Raw genomic sequence first — 18,696 nt, 5'->3', positions numbered from 1 at the left:
GTCTCGAGGAGTGGGCCGAGCGGCATGGATGCCGCGAGAGCGCCGTCAGGACATGGATGTCCGTTCGGCGCGGGCCCACGGAGCGGGACCGGAGTGAAGGAACCCGACGAAGTCGGGCCCAACCGAGAGCAAGCACCCTTGGTTACTTGGGGTGCTTTTCCAAGTAACTCGCCGAAGGCGAAACGTCTGCCGTTAGGCAGACGCTCTTGATCTTTGCGATTGTCGCTCCCGAAGCACGACCGTCAGGCCGCAGTCATGGTCTTGTGGGTCTCAACCAGATGCGCAACCACACTCGGATCGGCCAGCGTCGAGATATCGCCCAGCGCGTCGTACTCCCCGGTGGCGATCTTGCGCAGGATGCGTCGCATGATCTTGCCGGAACGGGTCTTCGGCAGACCCGGCGCCCACTGAATCACATCCGGCGAAGCGATCGGACCGATCTCCTTGCGCACCCAGTTGCGCAACTCGATGCGCAACGCTTCGTCCGGCACTTCACCGCCGTTCAGTGTGACGTACACGTAGATGCCCTGCCCCTTCAAATCGTGAGGCACACCCACGACGGCCGCTTCGGCGACTTTCGGGTGGGCCACCATCGCGCTCTCGATCTCGGCGGTGCCCATGCGGTGGCCGGACACGTTTAGCACGTCGTCGACGCGGCCGGTGATCCAGTAGTAACCATCTTCGTCACGACGGGCACCGTCACCGGTGAAATACATGCCGCGGAAGGTCTTGAAGTAAGTGTCGACGAAACGGTCATGGTCGCCGTACAGGCTGCGCGACTGACCCGGCCACGAGTCGAGAATCACCAGATTGCCTTCCGCTGCGCCTTCGATGAGGTTGCCCAGGTTATCCACAAGGGCCGGAATCACGCCGAAGAACGGACGCGTCGCCGAACCCGGCTTCAAGGCAATGGCGCCAGGCAGCGGGCTGATCAGAATGCCACCGGTTTCGGTCTGCCACCAGGTGTCGACAATCGGGCAATTCTTCTTGCCGACGGTGTTGTAGTACCAGTTCCAGGCTTCCGGATTGATCGGCTCGCCCACCGAACCCAACAAACGCAGGCTCGAACCGTCAGCGCCTTCTACGGCTTTGGTGCCCTCGGCCATCATGGCGCGGATGGCGGTCGGTGCGGTGTAGAGGATGTTGACCTTGTGCTTATCGACGATTTTCGACACGCGGGTGATGTCCGGGTAATTCGGCACCCCTTCGAACAACAGCGTGGTCGCGCCATTGGCCAGCGGGCCGTAGACGATGTAGCTGTGGCCGGTGACCCAGCCGACGTCCGCGGTGCACCAGTACACTTCGCCCGGACGATAGTCGAACACGCGTTCGTGGGTCAGCGCGGCGTACAGCAGATAACCTGCGGTGGTGTGCAATACGCCCTTCGGCTTGCCAGTGGAGCCCGAGGTGTAAAGGATGAACAGCGATTCTTCGGCGCCCATTTCTTTCGGTGCGCAGGTGCTCGATGCCACGTCCAGCAGCGAGTGGTACCAGATGTCGCGATGACGGTTCCACTCGATGTCGCCACCGGTGCGTTTGCACACGATGACCTTCTGTACGCTCGCCGTTTCCGGGTTGGTCAGCGCACGGTCGACGTTGGCTTTCATCGCGGTCTTCTTGCCGCCACGCAGCCCTTCGTCAGCGGTAATCACCACTTTCGATTTGCAGTCGATGATGCGACCGGCCAGTGCTTCCGGAGAGAAACCACCGAACACCACGGAGTGAATCGCACCGATGCGCGCGCAGGCCAGCATGGCAACCACGGCTTCCGGGATCATCGGCATATAGATGGTGACGACGTCGCCGCGATGGACATCCTGCCCGCGCAGCGCGTTGGCGAACTTGCAGACTTCTTCGTGCAGTTCGCGATAGGTAATGTTGCGGCTCTCGGAAGGATCGTCGCCTTCCCAGATGATCGCGATCGAATCGCCGCGCTCGGCCAGATGGCGGTCGAGGCAGTTGTAGGAAACGTTCAGGGTGCCGTCGGCGAACCACTTGATGTCGACGCGGTGGTCGTCGAACGAGGTCTGTTTGACGGTGGTGAATGGCTTGATCCAGTCAAGGCGCTGGGCTTGTTCGCGCCAGAAGCCATCGGGATTGACCACCGACTGCTGGTACATCGCCTTGTAGGTCGCCTCGTCAGTCAGCGTGTTGGCTGCCACTTCAGGGCGGACGGGGTACAGGGAAGCCGCACTCATCTTTCTTACCTCGGTGGAAATGTTGTTGTTTTATGACCCTGTTGTATCCGCCGATGGCTGTAAAGGCCATTCGACGATGGTCTTACCGACTCCGAGCATAGCGCCGAAAGCAGGTCCAGTGCCCGATTCCAGGCAAATCTTCATGTCCCGGCTACGACTGAAGAACCCATCGAACGCCTGGCCGCAACCCGACAACGACGATTGTTGCCGTTTCGCTCAATAGACTTTATCAAAATGGTTTCTATATGAATTCAGAACAGGGGCATAGAATCCGTTCCGCCAACACGGCAAATGATTGATAAACAACAGCCCCCCACACTGGACTGTCAATCAACTAAACCTACCCGGTCATGATTCGCTTCACGCAGAGCCCCAAAAAGGTTTTGTGCACCCTGTCGACCGCAGTTCTTGCGACGCAGTGTGAATGAAGCAACTTAGAGGAAATGAGTAATGAAAGCTGCACTGGTTGTAATGGCTCTTTGTGGTTTCAGCGCCATGGCAATGGCAGAAGAATCCGGCGCGAAAGTGGCCGCTCAGCAACAGCGTGTCGAGGAGTACACCTATTCCACTAAACTGGATATCGCGAAAGTCATTTCGGTGGACGAAGTGCCTAACGTCTGCCAGGTCGTCCCGCAGCACATGACTTACGAAGACTCGCAGGGCAAACGCCACGTGCTTGAGTATCAGGTCATGGGCAACGGTTGCAGCAACGGTTGATCAGCACGCTCTGTTGATCAGTTGAGCGCGCCGCTTACTTGCAGGAGCGCGCTTGCCCGTGTATTGCGGTGCATGAGTTTATATATCCGCCAGCAGTATTACCGATTCGCGGGCAAGCGCACTTCTGAAGTCATCACCCACTATCAACTCTGGCCTATTCCATGGTGCTTCAACTTGTTGGCGACAGTTGTATGGGAAACACCCAATCGCTTGCCTAATAAGCGGCTGCTCGGGTGTGCCGCATAGAGCTGCTCAAGTACTGCCTTCTCGAATCGCCCGACAATATCTTCCAGCCCGCCTTCCAGAGAGAAGTCGCCCAAGGGTGGGCGCACGCCGTAATCCGGCAGGCGAATATGTTCGGCTTTCACCCATTTGCCGTCGCACAGCGAAACAGCCTGGAACAATACGTTTTCCAGCTGCCGTACATTGCCGGGCCAATCGTATTGGCTGAGGCGTTCCATTGCCGCTGGCGCCAACCGGGGCAAAGTGCAGCCGATCTGTCGGCTGGCCTGATCAAGAAAGTGCTCAACCAGCGGCGCGAGGCCGTCCAGGCAGTCGCGCAGGGGCGGAATGTGCAGCGATAGCACGTTGAGCCGGTGGTAGAGGTCCTGGCGGAATTCACCCCGGGCGCAAAGTTCGGAAAGATCCACCTGCGTCGCGCAGATGATGCGCACGTCCAGGTAAACCTCTTCGTCGCTGCCTACCCGTCGAAAGCAGCCTTCCTGCAAATAACGCAGCAGTTTCGCCTGCAACCGCGCACTCATTTCCGCAACGCCGTCGAGAAACAACGTGCCGCCCGAGGTCAGCTCCAGCAGCCCCAACTTGCCTTCGGCGCGGGCACCTTCGAACGCGCCGGGGCCGTAGCCGAACAGCTCGGTCTCGGCCATGGATTCGGAGAACCCCGCGCAGTTGAGCGCCATCATCGGCGACTGGCCGCGCGGGCTGGCCAGATGACAGGCCCGCGCCAGCAGTTCTTTACCCGTTCCGGTTTCGCCTTCGATCAGCAACGGCGCATCCAGCGGCGCCATGCGCCGGGCCTCCCGGACCACCGCCGCCATCACTTTTGAGCTTTGAAAGATGCTGTCGAAGCCGCGCAGCTCTTGCTTGCGCACGTTATAGATGTGCTCGCCGACCCGGTCGGCGCGGTGCAGCGTCAGCACCGCGCCGGCCATGGCTTCGCTGTCTTCGTGCTCGGATTGCAGGGGCGCGATGTCAGCCAGAAAGATGTCGCCTTTGACCTTCACGCGCAGACCGTTGATGCGCGAGCGATTGGCACGCACCAGTTGCGGCAGGTCGAAATCCTCGGCGTAACGGGACAGCGGAATGCCCGGCACTTCATCGACCCGCACGCCCAGCAACTGCGCGGCGGCGCGGTTGGCCGCAACGATGGAGCCGCCCATGTCGATGGAGAGCACGGGGAATTCAAGTGCGCCAAGCAAAGCGTTTAGCTCCATGTGCCGACGCTCGCTGGGCATTAATCCCACACGCTTGACGCCAAATACCCCGGCGACGGTCTCGAATTTCGGCACCAGCGCTTGGAACTGCAGATTGATCAGGTTTGGGCAGCGCAGATAGACGGCGTCGCCATGCTCACCGCCGACTTCTCCGCCGGAGACGTTGACGCCGTAGGCCACCAGTAGCTCGAGGATGTCGCGCAGGATACCGACGCGGTTCTGGCAATGGACTTTGATACGCATGGAGGGCTCGCGGGGTGGCATCGATTTCGGGTTGGCCCGAGTTTATCGTCAAGAATACGTTACAGCGCAAGGGCCAGACGAGACAGCACGGCGAATGTATTCAGGCGAACCCGATCAACCGTCACGATTTCTTTACGAATTATCGGACAGGGCTCAGCAACTCGGGCTGGAGCCTTGCAGTTGAGAGTCGCCAAATCAGCTATCAATAGCCCCATCAGTTTTACCCTCAATCGCATTGCTCCATATAAGAACAAACCATCAGGAGAGCCCCATGAGTACGCAGTACGTCGCCCGCGAGCCGGACGCCACCGGATTCATTGATTACTCGGAAGCCGAGCACAGAATCTGGAACACCCTCATCACCCGCCAGCTCAAGGTGATCGAAGGTCGTGCGTGTCAGGAGTATCTGGATGGCATCGAGCAGCTCGCCCTGCCCCACGACCGTATTCCGCAGCTGGGCGAAATCAACCGCGTGCTGGGCGCGACCACGGGGTGGCAAGTCGAGCGCGTGCCGGCGCTGATCCCCTTTCAAACCTTCTTCGAGTTGCTGGCGAGCAAGCGATTTCCGGTCGCCACATTCATTCGCAGCGAAGAAGAGCTCGACTACCTGCGAGAGCCCGACATCTTTCACGAGGTTTTCGGACACTGCCCCTTACTGACCAACCCCTGGTTTGCAGAATTTACCCACACCTACGGCAAGCTCGGTCTGGCAGCCAGCAAAGAGCAGCGCGTGTATCTTGCCCGCCTCTACTGGATGACCATCGAGTTCGGCCTGGTCGACACGCCCCAGGGGCGCAAGATCTACGGCGGCGGCATCCTCTCCTCGCCCAAGGAAACCGTTTACAGCGTGTCAACAACCCCTGAACATCAGCCTTTCGACCCGATTGAGGCCATGCGCACGCCCTACCGCATCGACATTCTGCAGCCGGTGTATTTTGTGCTGCCGGACCTCAAGCGCCTTTTCGACCTAGCCCATGAAGACATCATGGGCATGGCCCGCACGGCGGCTGAACTGGGGCTGCACGCGCCGAAATTTCCACCGAAAAATAAAGCCGCTTAAAACAAAAGCCGCCCCAAAAAAAGCAGCCCGAACCCGATCAAGGAATCTTTCAATGACCGCTCTCAACCAATCCCAATGCGAAGCCTGCCGCGCCGACGCCCCACAAGTCAGCGACGCCGAGCTGCCGGATTTGCTCAAGCAGATCCCGGACTGGAACATCGAAGTGCGTGACGGCGTCATGCAGCTGGAAAAAGTCTTTCTGTTCAAGAATTTCAAATTTGCGCTGGCGTTTACCAACGCGGTCGGCGAAATTGCCGAGGCCGAAGGTCACCACCCGGGTCTGCTGACCGAATGGGGGAAAGTGACCGTGACCTGGTGGAGCCATTCCATCAAGGGGCTGCACCGCAACGATTTCATCATGGCCTCCCGCACAGACGAGGTGGCCAAAAGCGCCGAGGGCCGTAAGTAAATGCATTTTTCACAGATCCAGCGCGTACCGGACGATCCCATCCTGGGCCTGATTCAGGCCTACGCCAAAGACCCGAATCCGAACAAGTTCGACCTGGGCGTGGGCGTCTATAAAGATGCGCAGGGCCTGACCACCATTCCCCGCGCGGTGAAAATCGCCGAGCAACGGCTGGTCGATTCCCAGCCCACCAAGAGCTACATCGGTGGCCATGGCGAACCGCGTTTCGGCACGCTGATCTGTGAGCTGGTCATGGGCGCCGATTCACCGCTGATCGCCAGCAAACGCGTCGGCGCTACCCAGACCCCTGGCGGCACGGGCGCGCTGCGGTTGAGCGCCGACTTCATTGCCAACTGCCTGCCGGGCAAAGGCATCTGGCTGAGCGATCCGACCTGGCCGATTCACGAAACCATCTACGCCGCTGCAGGCCTGAAGGTCAGTCACTACCCCTACGTGGGCAGCGACAACACGCTCAACGTGCAGGCCATGCTGGCGGCGTTGAAGACCATTCCGGAAGGCGACGTTGTCCTACTGCATGCGTGCTGTCACAACCCGACCGGGTTCGACCTGTCCCGTGATGACTGGTACGCGGTGCTGGAAATCGTCAAGCAACGCAACCTGCTGCCGCTGATCGACTTCGCGTACCAGGGTTTTGGCGACGGTCTTGAAGAAGACGCCTGGGCGGTTCGTCTGTTTGCCGGCGAACTGCCTGAGCTGCTGATCACCAGTTCGTGCTCGAAAAACTTCGGCCTGTACCGCGAGCGCACCGGCGCCTTGCTGGTCTGCGCTGACACCCCCGAGAAGCTGATGGATGTGCGCAGTCAGCTGTCGGCGACCGCCCGTAATCTGTGGTCGAACCCGCCGGATCATGGTGCCGCCGTGGTGGCCGAGATCCTGGGCGATCCTGAGTTGAAAGCCCTGTGGGCTGAAGAAGTGGAAGAGATGCGCAGCCGAATTGCGCAGTTGCGCGTCGGGCTGGTGGAGGCGCTTACACCGCTGGGCCTGGGTGAGCGTTTCGCCCACATCGCCGTGCAGCGCGGCATGTTTTCCTACACCGGCATGAACGACGATCAGGTGGCGCGTCTGCGCAACGAGCACAGCGTGTACATGGTGGCGGCGGGCCGAGCCAACGTTGCGGGGATTGATGCCACGCGGCTGGATGAACTGGCAGCGGCGTTTGCAGCGGTTTGCAAAGACTGAGGCGATCACCGATTCAACGCTTTTTCGCGGGCCGCGCGGATGTTGCAGGAACCCATCCTCACTACATGACCGGCGGCCCGCATTTAAAAGTCTGATTGTCATTTGTACTGCTGTATCCTCCCTGAGCGTTCTAGGACGCGCTGTTCAATTCAGCCGCAACACACTTGTGAGGAGCGACGATATGCATGAAATCCCGAACTTCCCCTTCCCAAGCCAAACCCAGCAAAGCGCAGCAGCCCGCCAGGAACTCGGTCAGCCGATCGAGATGAAAGCCAGCGGTAAACGCAACGAGAGCAGCAAAGCCCAAAGCCCGCGCTGAAGGCTAATTGTCCAGCCCCTATGGAAGAGCGTCTTCAAGGTGTATTTCCATAAGGGCTGAATCATTCGCGACAAGCTTCACCTCTGCTCCACTCCGATCCAGATCCACCCATCCGCCACTCCCATGAACCGCCGTGCCTCGTTATCATGTGCCCTCGCGCGGATTCAAGCGTCTACGCTTCAACCCGATTGCCCCCTCGCTATTCTTTTTCCGTCGTAACCGTGGATCTATGCCCATGCCAGACGCTTCGAGCGCTGCCCCTCAACGTCCTATGGCTGTCACGCTGCAGGTTGTTTCCATCGTGCTGTTCACCTTCATCGGCTACCTGAACATCGGTATCCCGCTGGCCGTATTGCCCGGTTATGTGCACACCGACCTTGGCTTCGGCGCGGTCGCCGCAGGACTGGTGATCAGCGTGCAATACCTCGCAACCCTGCTCAGCCGCCCCTACGCCGGGCGCATCATCGACACCCGGGGCCCGAAGAAAGCGGTGATCATCGGCCTGTTCGGCTGCGGGTTGAGCGGCGTGTTCATGCTCCTCGCCGACTGGCTCGACGCCTGGCCGATGGTGAGCCTGATCAGCTTGTTCGTGGGCCGGTTGGTGCTCGGCAGCGCAGAGAGCCTGGTTGGCTCAGGCTCGATCGGCTGGGGCATCGGCCGCGTTGGCGCCGCCAATACGGCCAAAGTGATTTCATGGAACGGCATCGCCAGTTATGGCGCACTGGCCATCGGCGCGCCGGTGGGTGTGTTGCTGGTCAACGCGCTGGGGCTGTGGAGCATGGGCGTCAGCATCATGCTGCTGGCAGCGCTGGGTATTTCCCTGGCCTGGAAGAAAACCCCGGCGCCGCTGGTGCATGGGGAGCGTTTGCCCTTCCTTCACGTGCTCGGCCGCGTGCTGCCCCACGGCACCGGGCTGGCGCTGGGTTCGATCGGCTTCGGCACCATCGCGACCTTCATCACCCTGTATTACGCCAGCCACACCTGGCCGAATGCGGTGTTGTGCCTGAGCCTGTTCGGCGCCTGCTTCATCGGCGCCCGCCTGCTGTTCGGCAACCTGATCAACCGCATCGGCGGCTTCCGCGTGGCGATTGCCTGCCTGTCAGTGGAGACGTTGGGATTGTTGCTGCTGTGGCTGGCGCCCAACCCGAATCTGGCGCTGGCCGGTGCGGCGCTGACTGGCTTCGGCTTCTCGCTGGTGTTCCCGGCGCTCGGCGTCGAAGCAGTCAATCTGGTGCCGCCCGCCAGTCGCGGTGCGGCAGTCGGGGCTTATTCGCTGTTCATCGACCTGTCGCTGGGGATTACCGGGCCGGTGGCGGGCGCCGTGGCGGCAGGTTTCGGCTTTGCGTCGATCTTCCTGTTCGCCGCGCTGGCTTCGCTGAGCGGGCTGGGGCTGAGTGTGTATCTGTACAAACACGCGAACAAGACTCGGGAAAAGCCGGTCGCCAGCTGATCCCGTCAACGCTGTTTAAAAATCGACCTTGCCCCGCCCTGCCTTGATCGACCCGCGCTTGGTCTTCGACTCCAGCCGACGGGTCTTCGAGCCCAGGGTCGGCTTGGTCGGCCGACGCTTCTTCTCGACCTTCCCCGCACTGATGATCAGCTCACTCAAACGCTCCAGCGCATCGGCCCGGTTCTGTTCCTGCGTCCGGTATTGCTGCGCCTTGATGACCAGCACGCCGTCGCTGGTGATGCGGCTGTCACGCAGCGCCAGCAGGCGTTCCTTGTAGAACGGCGGCAGCGACGAGGCGTTGATGTCGAAGCGCAGGTGCATGGCGCTGGACACCTTGTTGACGTTCTGACCACCCGCACCCTGGGCACGGATGGCGGTCAGCTCGACGTCGCTGTCCGGCAGATGGATGTTGTTGGAAATGATCAGCATGGCAATCTGTGTCCTGGTTCGAAGCCGCCGCGACGTCACCGGCGGCTCTCGCCTTATTTGATGATCGACGTCCGCTGGGCCATTGACTCGCTACTGGCCCGACGCTTGTTCTTGATCAGGTAGAACACCCACATCGCCGCCAGCCAGACCGGGATCGCGTAGACCGAAATCCGGATGCCGGGAATCATCAGCATGATCCCGAGAATCAGCACCACAAACGCGAGACAGACGTAGTTGCCGTACGGGTACCACAGCGCCTTGAATAGCGGCTGCTGGCCGACCCGGGTCAGGTGCTGGCGGAACTTGAGGTGGGAGTAGCTGATCATCGCCCAGTTGATCACCAGCGTGGCGACCACCAGCGACATCAGCAGCTCAAGGGCATTTTGCGGCATCAGGTAGTTGAGCAGCACGGCAATCAGCGTCACCGCCGCCGACACCAGAATCGCCCGCACCGGAACACCCCGGCCATCGACCCGCGCCAGTGACTGCGGCGCATCGCCCTGTTCGGCCATGCCAAACAGCATGCGCGCGTTGCAATAGGTGCCGCTGTTGTAGACCGACAACGCCGCCGTCAGTACGACGAAGTTGAGTATGTGCGCCGCCGTTGTGCTGCCCAGCATCGAGAACACATGCACGAACGGGCTGCCGCTGTAGGCATCGCCGGACGCATTGAGGTCGATCAGCAAAGCGTCCCATGGCGTCAGCGACAGCAGCACCACCAGCGAGCCGATGTAGAAAATCAGAATCCGATAAATGACCTGATTGATCGCCTTGGGAATGATGGTTCGCGGCTGATCCGCCTCCGCAGCGGTGAAGCCGAGCATTTCCAGGCCACCGAACGAGAACATAATGAACGCCAGCGCCATGACCAGCCCGCTCACACCATGGGGGAAGAAGCCGCCCCGATCCCACAGGTTGCTGACCGACGCTTGCGGGCCACCCTCGCCGCTCACCAGCAGATAACTGCCCAGGGCAATCATCCCCAGAATCGCCACGACCTTGATGATCGCGAACCAGAATTCAGCCTCGCCAAAGACTTTTACGTTGGCCAGGTTGATGACGTTGATCATTACGAAGAACACCGCGGCCGAGGCCCACGCCGGGACTTCCGGCCACCAGTACTGGATGTACTTGCCAACAGCGGTCAGCTCTGACATGCCCACCAGAATGTACAGGACCCAGCAGTTCCAGCCCGACAGGAAACCGGCAAAGCCGCCCCAGTATCTGTGGGCGAAATGGCTGAACGACCCGGCCACCGGCTCTTCGACGATCATTTCGCCGAGCTGGCGCATGATCATGAAGGCGATGAAGCCGCAGACGGCGTAGCCAAGGATCATCGACGGGCCAGCGGACTTCAGCACCCCTGCCGAGCCCAGGAACAGACCCGTGCCGATCGCGCCACCGAGGGCGATCAGTTGGATGTGACGGTTCTTCAGACCACGCTTCAAGTCACCCGAATGGGACATGTTTTCACTCATTGGCAAACCACCTTGGCGCGCTTGTCTGTGACGGAATCGAACCCGACGCGCTCATGACGCGGCGGAGGGAAACGGAGTGGGTAACCCCGAGGGATTGGCGTCCATACGCCGGTGGATCACAGAAAAAACGGGCGCGCATTGTACACCGCTCACACCGGATTGCGCGGAAGAGTAGGACCGGCTTTAGCCGGGAATCTTTTATTGACTGGGCTCTCAATCACTCTGCCGACACAATTCTGTCGCAAAAATAATTCCCCGAAATCGAAAGCTCCCTAACGTTGTTTTCGCAGGAAGTTTCGATAATTCCGGCGAAATGCCAGCATTTATCTCCCATTTTTTATTTTGCAACACTCCGGTTATTGCACTAGTTTTTTCAGTGCTTGCTGGCCACGAAGGTCAGTGTGCTTCCATGACGAGGACCCGGGGCTCAGCCCTCTCGTCCTCGCTGCATTCGGCAAGTACGTCATTCTCAGGAGATTCACCTATGCAAACAGTTGAACTGGCTCTGGAAGAAGAACTGCAATTGGACGATTGGTTTGAAGCACCGACTCATGATGCCGCTGTGGAAATGATGCAGGCTGACGCCGTCGTGCCGTTTGGCACCGCGATGTGGCCGTTCTAAAACAGCTGAAGGGCGAACGTGGCTAACGCGTTCGCCCTCTTGTTTTAAGCATTCGGAGCGGAGCGCACTATGGATAACAGCAGCGCAATCGAACATTTCCTGTATTACCTGCAACGCCACCCCGCCATCGCCGGCATGAACACTCCCCAAGTACTACTGGCCCATACCCCGGAATACCGCAGCATCGTCAATGGCATCATCGAAAGCGCTACGGCGTGGGATTTCTTCCGGTTCAGCACTATGCCGCTGGACACGTCTCCTATCAGCGAACTGACAGAAGCCATCACCGATTCCGATCTCTTCGTCCTGTTCTACGATTCCTCAACGCTGCCCAATCCTCGCGCGGAGGGGCCACCGTTCATACGCCAGTTGCAGGAAGTGATGTCGGCCCAATGGAAGAAATCCCTGCTGTTCAAAGATTACGGCGACTATTTCTACGACGCTTTCAGCGTTGAACCCGAGCGCATCGCGCAGCTGAATGCGGCACTGATCGACACCATGAACCAAGGCGAGACCCTCAGCTTCAGCGACGATCACGGTTCATACTTTGAGGCCCCGCTGCGCGAGCTGAAGAAATGGACCAACATCAACGGCGTCGGCAACTACGACCTGGCCCCCGGTGAGATTGCCACCCACAGCGAATCCATCAACGGTCATGTGCGGTTTCTCGGCACGTTTCTCAGCACCATCCCTTTCGCGCGCAAATACGGAATCATCGAATCGCCGCTGGAATTGTGGATCGAGAACTCCGTGGTGACCCGCATCGCTACTGAGGTACCGGGGCTGGAGCACGACTTCAATAAGTACCTGGACGCCAATCCCTCGAACCGTCGCATCGAGGAACTGGGGATCGGCACCAACGAAGGCGTCAGTCAGCTGTACGCGCGCAACGCAGGGTTCGAAGAGCGCCACTGCGGGCTGCACCTGGGCCTGGGTGGCGGCGCCAAGGGCAGCCATCACATGGACCTGATCTTCAACAGCGGATCGCTGGCCGTGGACAAGCGCGTGGTGTTCGACGGGACCGCCTACGTCGTCTGACTCCCAAGCGGGCATAAAAAAACGCCAGTCTCTCGACTGGCGTTTTTCGTAGTGCAGACCGCTGTCAGTGTTTCACAACGGCATTACTCAGGCTTGCGGCGACCGAAGCCCGGACGCTGACCGGAGCCGCTTGGCGGGCCGCGGCGTTTGCCGGACGGGGTCTTGTCGTCCACCAGACCGATGCCGGGGCGCGAAGGCTTCGGCTTGGCAGGACGCTTGTTCATGTCGCTCGGACGTTCCGCCACCGGCGTGCCACGACCGTTTTCGCTGCGGGCGCTGTCGCCACGTGGATTGCCGCCACGGGCAGTGTCGCCACGACCACCGATGGCCGGACGCGGCGTGCGCGCCGGACTACCGTTTTCCGCAGGCTTGCGCGCCGGGCGCTCGCCATCCGCCAGACGTGGCTCACGGGCCGGACGGTCCGAAGACACTGCATCTTTGGCCGGACGAACCTGACGCACGCGCTCGCCCTTGCCCAACGGACGGGACGACTGGCGCTGCAAACGCTCCAGTTTGTCTTTGGTCTTGGCGGTCATCTGCGGCATCGCGACCGGCGTCAGGCCGACCTCGGCGCTGAGGATGTCCACTTCCTGCTGACTCATTTCGCGCCAGCGACCCATCGGCAGATCGGAATTGAGGAACACCGGACCGAAACGCACGCGCTTCAGGCGGCTGACCACCAACCCCTGGGATTCCCACAACCGGCGAACTTCACGGTTGCGGCCTTCCATGACCACGCAGTGGTACCAGTGGTTGAAGCCTTCGCCACCCGGCGCCTGCTGAATGTCGGTGAAACGCGCCGGGCCGTCTTCCAGCACCACGCCAGCCTTCAGGCGCGCCAGCATGTCGTCGTCAACTTCGCCACGGACGCGCACGGCGTACTCGCGGTCCATTTCGAACGAGGGGTGCATCAGGCGGTTGGCCAGTTCACCGTCGGTGGTGAACATCAGCAGGCCGGTGGTGTTGATGTCCAGACGACCGATGTTGATCCAGCGGCCTTCTTTCGGGCGCGGCAGGCGATCAAACACGGTCGGACGGCCTTCAGGGTCGTCACGGGTGCAGATTTCACCGTCTGGCTTGTTGTACATGACGACGCGGCGAACGGTCTCGGCGGCTTCTTCGCGGCGGATCACGCGACCGTCGACCGTGATGGCGTCGTGCAGGTCGACGCGCTGACCGAGCGTGGCCTGAACGCCGTTGACCTTGATGCGGCCTTCGCCGATCCAGGCTTCAACGTCGCGACGGGAACCGACGCCAATGCGCGCCAGAACCTTCTGCAGTTTTTCGCCTGCTGGGCCGATCTCTTTGTCTTGCTTGTCTTGTTCACTCATCTGGGCACCTCCCGGTGTGTCGAATCAGGGCATGCGCGAGTGGGCATGGCCTGTGGCCCGGCTCTCTGGACGAGAGCGGCTCCGGATCAGAACAACTCTGAAGCGGAACGGGCAGAAAACTGAAATCCCTGGCGCGTGTGGATCGCCAAAAGGTCGCGAATCATACGCGCCTGACGCGCGTTGCGCACCAGAGACTAGATGAAAAATTCAGGCTCACTTCTTTTTCCGCCGACTGGCACCCTTGAGTTTGATCAGCCGCAGAGCCGACTCGGCGAGCACCGAGCGCTTTTCGTCCTTCTCCATCTTCTTCCAGGACTTGATTTCGCGCTTGCTGCGACCGCAGCCGAGGCAGATCTCTTCGTCGAACTTGCAGAGGCTGATGCAGGGATTCTTGGTGCTCATGGGTTCGCCTGAGTGAGGAATTGGGCGCTGCGGACATTTCCGCCACAGCCATCGTCACCGCGGATCTTCATCGTCTTGCGGCGGTTCTTCCAATTCAGACTCTTTATCGGCCTCATCGAGCAATAAATCGTCAAAGTCGATTTTCAGGCCCTGCTCCATGGTGTCCAGCTCGGCCAGCAGGCTGCGGAAACTGGTCTCATCCCGGGGCGCTTCGGGCTCGGCGTCAGCATCGAGCGACAGACTGGCGTCGGCCAACGCCTGCAAATGCGCGGGCACCGGCGCGTCGTCGAATTCCAGCACCGGCTCGGTTTCCATCTCGCGCAGGTCGGCCAGCGGTGGCAGTTCGTCGAGGTTTTTCAGGTTGAAGTGATCAAGAAAAGCTTTGGTGGTGGCGAACATCGCCGGCTTGCCGGGCACGTCACGGTAGCCGACGATCCTGATCCACTCGCGCTCCATCAAGGTCTTGACGATATTGGTATTGACCGCGACGCCACGCACGTCCTCGATCTCGCCACGGGTGATCGGCTGGCGGTACGCGATCAGCGCCATGGTTTCCAGCAGGGCCCGCGAATAACGCTGGGGCCGCTCTTCCCACAAGCGCCCGACCCACGGCGCGAACTTCTCGCGGATCTGCAAGCGATAGCCGGTGGCAACTTCTTTGAGCTCAAAGGCGCGGTTATCGCAGGATTTGGCCAGCAGCGTCAGGGCCTTCTTGAAGACCGGAGGTTCGGGCCGCTCGCCCTCTTCGAACAGCTCGTAGAGGCGCTCCAGGGACTGCGGTTTTCCGGAGGCAAGCAGAAACGCTTCGAGCAACGGCGCCAGATCGCGGGGTTCATTCAGGTTCATTGATCAGCTCTTGCTCTTTATTCGGCTCGCGCCCGCACATGAATAACGGCGAAGGCTTCGTTTTGCACCAGCTCCACCAATTGCTCCTTGACCAGTTCCAGCACGGCCATGAACGTCACCACCACGCCCAGCCGCCCTTCTTCGGCCGTGAACAGCTCGGCGAAGGGTACGAAACCCGCGCCTTTCAAGCGCTCCAGCACGTCACTCATGCGCTCGCGGGTGGACAGCGCCTCGCGGCTGACCTGATGGCTTTCGAACATGTCGCCACGGCGCAGCACGTCGGCCATCGACATCAACAGCTCTTCGAGGGCGACATCCGGCAGTAACTTGCGCACCCGCGCTTCGGGCGCCTCAAGCCTGGGTATAAAGACATCACGGCCCACGCGAGACAGCTGGTCGATGCCTTCAGCTGCCGCCTTGAACCGCTCGTATTGCTGCAAGCGGCGAATCAGCTCGGCGCGAGGGTCACCCTCTTCTTCCTCGGCCATTTCCGAGCGCGGCAGCAACATACGCGATTTGATCTCGGCAAGCATGGCCGCCATGACCAGATACTCGGCGGCGAGCTCCAGGCGCACGGTTTTCATCAGCTCGACGTAACCCATGTACTGACGGGTGATTTCCGCCACAGGGATGTCGAGGATGTTGATGTTCTGCTTGCGAATCAGGTAAAGCAGCAGGTCCAGCGGGCCTTCGAAGGCTTCGAGGAACACTTCCAGCGCATCCGGCGGGATGTACAGATCGACCGGCATCTGCGTGACGGCCTGACCGTAGACCATGGCAAACGGCAGCTCTTGCTGAGCGCCGGCCTGCGGGTCGATGTGAGCGTCGGTCTGAACATCCAGCGTTTGCGCCTGGGTCACTCGACTTCGACCCCGAACGGCGTCGGATCGCCGCAACCCACGCGCACCACTTGGGGCTCGCCATCGGTCAGGTTGACCACGGTGGACGCCGAAATGCCGCCCTCGCCTGCGTCGATGATCAGGTCGACCTGATGCTCGAGGATCCCGCGCATCTCGTAAGGGTCACTCATCGGAATGGCCTCGCCGGGCAGGATCAGGCTGACGCTCATCAGCGGCTCGCCCAGTTCCTGCAACAGCGCCTGCGCAATGGGATGACCCGGCACGCGCAACCCAATGGTCCGCCGCTTGGGGTGCAGGACCAGACGCGGCACGTCACGGGTGGCGCCGAGGATGAAGGTGTACGGCCCCGGCGTGTGCGCCTTGAGCACGCGAAACGCCGCGGTGTCGACCTTGGCGAACAACCCGAGCTGGGACAGGTCGCTGCACATCAGCGTGAAGTTGTGTTTGTCATCGAGTTGACGCAAGCGACGGATGCGCTCGACGGCGGTCTTGTCGCCCATCTGGCAACCCAACGCGTAGGACGAATCGGTGGGATACACCACCAGACCGCCCGCCCGGATGATTTCCACGGCCTGCTTGATCAGGCGCGCTTGCGGATTCTCCGGATGGACCTGGAAAAATTGACTCACGGTAATTTCCTGTTCAGACGGCAGTAGGCTGGTCATGTTTGAACCGACACCAAAGGGGGGGCAGGTCTTCGGGCAATGGGCGATAAACGCCGATTTCAGACCATGCGCCTGGGGCATGAAAATCACTGCCGGCACTGACCAGCAGACCGAACTCACGGGCCAGAATCGCCAGACTGCCGACCTGATCGGCAGGCTGCAGGCCGTTGACCACTTCTATTGCGTGGCCGCCGGCCTGGATGAAGTCAGCGACCAGCTTGCGACGCTTGCTGCGGGTGAAATCGTAATGCGAAGGGTGCGCAAGGCTGATCCAGGCCCCGGCGGCGCGCAGGGTCGCCACCGTTTCCTCAAGGGTCGGCCAGTGTTGCTTGACGTCGCCCAGTTTGCCCGCACCGAGCCATTTGCGGAACGCTTCGGCGCGGTCTTTGACGAACCCCTGATTAACCAGAAAGTCGGCAAAATGCGGTCGGGCCGGCGCATTGCCGCTGTCGCCCAGTGCCTGCTGGACCGCGCGCGCACCTTCGAGCGCGCCGGGCATACCTTTCATCGCCAACTTGCGGCTTATTTCTTCGGCCCGCAACCAGCGTCCGGTGTGCAATTGCTCGATGGCTTCACGCAATTGCGGGGCATCCACATCGAATGCATAGCCCAGCACATGAATGGTGGCACCGCCCCAGGTGCAGGACAGTTCGATGCCATCGATCAGCTGCATACCCAGCGCAACCGCCGCAGTACGGGCTTCAGCTAGGCCTTCGAGGGTGTCGTGATCGGTCAGCGCGAGGACTTTCACGCCGTGCTCATGGGCACGCGCGACGAGTACCGCGGGCGCAAGGGCGCCATCGGAAGCGGTACTGTGGCAGTGCAGATCGACGTTCATAGGGGCGCTTTCGCAGTCATTGATGTTTGTTATTATGCCGTCACATCCAGCTTCTGGCTCTTACTGTGAAACAATTCATCGACTTCATCCCGCTCATCCTGTTCTTCATCGTTTACAAAATCAGCCCGCAAGCCGTCGATGTCCTTGGCCACAGCTTCATGGTAGGCGGGATTTACAGCGCCACCGCGATGCTGATCGCCAGTTCCCTCGTGGTCTACGGCATCCTTTATTTCCGGCAGGGCAAACTGGAAAAGAGTCAGTGGCTGACGCTGATTGCCTGTCTGGTCTTCGGTAGCCTGACCCTGGCTTTCCACAGCGAAACCTTCCTGAAGTGGAAAGCCCCGGTGGTCAACTGGGTCTTCGCGCTGATCTTTGCCGGCAGCCACTTCATTGGTGACCGCCTGTTGATTCAACGCATCATGGGCCACGCGCTGACCCTGCCGCAGGCGGTCTGGACCAAGCTGAATATTGCCTGGATCGTGTTCTTCCTGTTCTGCGGCGCGGCCAATCTCTATGTGGCCTTTACCTATCAAGAATTCTGGGTCGACTTCAAGGTGTTCGGCAGCCTGGGCATGACCCTGCTGTTCCTGGTGGGCCAAGGCATCTACCTGGCTCGCCACATCCATGACGCCGACCCGTCCACCCAGCCTTCAAACAAGAAAAGAGAGGACTGACATGCTCTACGCAATCGTGGCAACCGACGTCGCCAACTCGCTGGAAAAACGCCTGGCCGCGCGCCCTGCGCACCTTGATCGCCTGAACGCAATGAAGGCCGAAGGCCGCATCGTTCTCGCCGGCCCGATGCCTGCAGTGGACAGCATCGACCCGGGCACTGCAGGTTTTACCGGCAGCCTGATCGTCGCGGAATTCGAGTCCCTCAAGGACGCCCAGGCCTGGGCTGATGCCGATCCGTACGTTGCAGCCGGTGTCTACGCCGGCGTGGTCGTCAAACCGTTCAAGCAAGTCCTGCCCTGATAGGCCTGACCAGCGCCCGGCTCCGTACATGAGCCGGACCGCCTTCAACCCGCTTTACATTGCTCACCCTTCGCACTGGCCTGCCGATAAGTTGCTAGAACCAAGAGCTTTGACTGCGGCTCAAAGAGGCACGGGCGGTCATGCCTTTGCGGGTAATGATCGAAC

20 protein-coding genes are annotated in these 18,696 nt (G+C 60.5%); 10 read left to right on the top strand and 10 right to left on the bottom strand.

Annotated features, from left to right (window positions below; translation table 11 throughout):
- Positions 1 to 242 precede the first annotated feature (242 nt).
- On the bottom strand, positions 243 to 2,198 hold the full coding sequence (gene acs / locus QMX88_RS16275) for an acetate--CoA ligase (protein WP_122624629.1): 1,956 nt from the start codon (positions 2,196 to 2,198) through the stop codon (positions 243 to 245).
- 450 nt (positions 2,199 to 2,648) lie between these two features.
- Here acs and QMX88_RS16270 point away from each other — a divergent pair, with 450 nt between their 5' ends.
- Positions 2,649 to 2,915: a DUF2790 domain-containing protein gene (locus QMX88_RS16270; protein ID WP_133773333.1), complete on the top strand. Its 267-nt coding sequence runs from the start codon at positions 2,649 to 2,651 to the stop codon at positions 2,913 to 2,915.
- 143 nt (positions 2,916 to 3,058) lie between these two features.
- Here the strand turns inward: QMX88_RS16270 and QMX88_RS16265 are convergent, their stop codons facing one another.
- Positions 3,059 to 4,612: a sigma-54-dependent transcriptional regulator gene (locus QMX88_RS16265; RefSeq protein ID WP_282371105.1), complete on the bottom strand. Its 1,554-nt coding sequence runs from the start codon at positions 4,610 to 4,612 to the stop codon at positions 3,059 to 3,061.
- Between the two features lie 271 nt (positions 4,613 to 4,883).
- On the opposite strand from QMX88_RS16265, the gene phhA reads away from it, so the two are divergent.
- The 5 genes from phhA to QMX88_RS16240 all read left to right on the top strand — a co-directional run bounded on the left by phhA (position 4,884) and on the right by QMX88_RS16240 (position 9,047).
- Entirely contained in the window at positions 4,884 to 5,672 is a 789-nt protein-coding gene (gene phhA, locus QMX88_RS16260; RefSeq protein ID WP_282371103.1) for a phenylalanine 4-monooxygenase, read from the top strand.
- Positions 5,673 to 5,724: 52 nt separating this feature from the next.
- Positions 5,725 to 6,081 carry a 4a-hydroxytetrahydrobiopterin dehydratase gene (locus QMX88_RS16255; RefSeq protein ID WP_074890313.1) on the top strand — a complete coding sequence of 119 codons (357 nt, stop codon included), beginning with the start codon at positions 5,725 to 5,727 and terminating at the stop codon, positions 6,079 to 6,081.
- Positions 6,082 to 7,278 (top strand): amino acid aminotransferase, encoded by a 1,197-nt coding sequence (locus tag QMX88_RS16250; RefSeq protein WP_282371100.1) that lies wholly within the window; start codon positions 6,082 to 6,084, stop codon positions 7,276 to 7,278.
- 181 nt (positions 7,279 to 7,459) lie between these two features.
- A complete protein-coding gene (locus QMX88_RS16245) occupies positions 7,460 to 7,597 on the top strand; it encodes a hypothetical protein (RefSeq protein ID WP_192170990.1) in 138 nt (45 codons plus the stop codon).
- A 235-nt stretch (positions 7,598 to 7,832) separates the two neighbouring features.
- Positions 7,833 to 9,047 (top strand): MFS transporter, encoded by a 1,215-nt coding sequence (locus QMX88_RS16240; protein ID WP_282371096.1) that lies wholly within the window; start codon positions 7,833 to 7,835, stop codon positions 9,045 to 9,047.
- A 15-nt stretch (positions 9,048 to 9,062) separates the two neighbouring features.
- Here the strand turns inward: QMX88_RS16240 and arfB are convergent, their stop codons facing one another.
- Positions 9,063 to 9,476: an alternative ribosome rescue aminoacyl-tRNA hydrolase ArfB gene (gene arfB / locus QMX88_RS16235; RefSeq protein ID WP_065986956.1), complete on the bottom strand. Its 414-nt coding sequence runs from the start codon at positions 9,474 to 9,476 to the stop codon at positions 9,063 to 9,065.
- A 53-nt stretch (positions 9,477 to 9,529) separates the two neighbouring features.
- A complete protein-coding gene (locus tag QMX88_RS16230; protein WP_282371089.1) occupies positions 9,530 to 10,954 on the bottom strand; it encodes an amino acid permease in 1,425 nt (474 codons plus the stop codon).
- 484 nt (positions 10,955 to 11,438) lie between these two features.
- Between QMX88_RS16230 and QMX88_RS16225 the strand changes: the two genes are divergently transcribed.
- Entirely contained in the window at positions 11,439 to 11,576 is a 138-nt protein-coding gene (locus QMX88_RS16225) for a hypothetical protein (protein WP_163022139.1), read from the top strand.
- Between the two features lie 69 nt (positions 11,577 to 11,645).
- Complete coding sequence (locus tag QMX88_RS16220; protein ID WP_282371086.1) at positions 11,646 to 12,614, top strand: leucyl aminopeptidase; 969 nt, start codon at positions 11,646 to 11,648, stop codon at positions 12,612 to 12,614.
- Between the two features lie 83 nt (positions 12,615 to 12,697).
- Here the strand turns inward: QMX88_RS16220 and rluB are convergent, their stop codons facing one another.
- From rluB to QMX88_RS16190, 6 genes are all read right to left on the bottom strand, one after another.
- Positions 12,698 to 13,945, bottom strand: coding sequence for a 23S rRNA pseudouridine(2605) synthase RluB (gene rluB / locus QMX88_RS16215; RefSeq protein WP_282371084.1), 1,248 nt, complete (start codon positions 13,943 to 13,945; stop codon positions 12,698 to 12,700).
- Positions 13,946 to 14,158: 213 nt separating this feature from the next.
- Positions 14,159 to 14,347, bottom strand: coding sequence for a DUF1289 domain-containing protein (locus QMX88_RS16210; protein ID WP_163022138.1), 189 nt, complete (start codon positions 14,345 to 14,347; stop codon positions 14,159 to 14,161).
- 54 nt (positions 14,348 to 14,401) lie between these two features.
- Entirely contained in the window at positions 14,402 to 15,193 is a 792-nt protein-coding gene (gene scpB / locus QMX88_RS16205; protein ID WP_282371077.1) for an SMC-Scp complex subunit ScpB, read from the bottom strand.
- Positions 15,194 to 15,210: 17 nt separating this feature from the next.
- Positions 15,211 to 15,909, bottom strand: a complete 699-nt coding sequence (locus QMX88_RS16200; RefSeq protein ID WP_192171059.1) for a segregation and condensation protein A — start codon at positions 15,907 to 15,909, stop codon at positions 15,211 to 15,213.
- 140 nt (positions 15,910 to 16,049) lie between these two features.
- The gene (locus QMX88_RS16195; protein ID WP_282371075.1) at positions 16,050 to 16,682 is read right to left on the bottom strand and encodes an L-threonylcarbamoyladenylate synthase; all 633 of its coding nucleotides are present in this window, start codon (positions 16,680 to 16,682) and stop codon (positions 16,050 to 16,052) included.
- Between the two features lie 13 nt (positions 16,683 to 16,695).
- Entirely contained in the window at positions 16,696 to 17,556 is an 861-nt protein-coding gene (locus QMX88_RS16190; RefSeq protein WP_282371073.1) for a PHP domain-containing protein, read from the bottom strand.
- 65 nt (positions 17,557 to 17,621) lie between these two features.
- On the opposite strand from QMX88_RS16190, the gene QMX88_RS16185 reads away from it, so the two are divergent.
- Both QMX88_RS16185 and QMX88_RS16180 read left to right on the top strand, forming a co-directional pair.
- On the top strand, positions 17,622 to 18,230 hold the full coding sequence (locus QMX88_RS16185) for a septation protein A (protein WP_282371071.1): 609 nt from the start codon (positions 17,622 to 17,624) through the stop codon (positions 18,228 to 18,230).
- 1 nt (position 18,231) lies between these two features.
- Complete coding sequence (locus tag QMX88_RS16180; protein ID WP_192170981.1) at positions 18,232 to 18,531, top strand: YciI family protein; 300 nt, start codon at positions 18,232 to 18,234, stop codon at positions 18,529 to 18,531.
- Positions 18,532 to 18,696: the final 165 nt, after the last annotated feature.

Source organism: Pseudomonas sp. PS02290 (assembly GCF_029960075.1).
Lineage (GTDB): Bacteria > Pseudomonadota > Gammaproteobacteria > Pseudomonadales > Pseudomonadaceae > Aquipseudomonas.
Note: the sequence above shows the minus strand (reverse complement) of the source record. Positions and strands in the feature narration are given on the sequence as shown.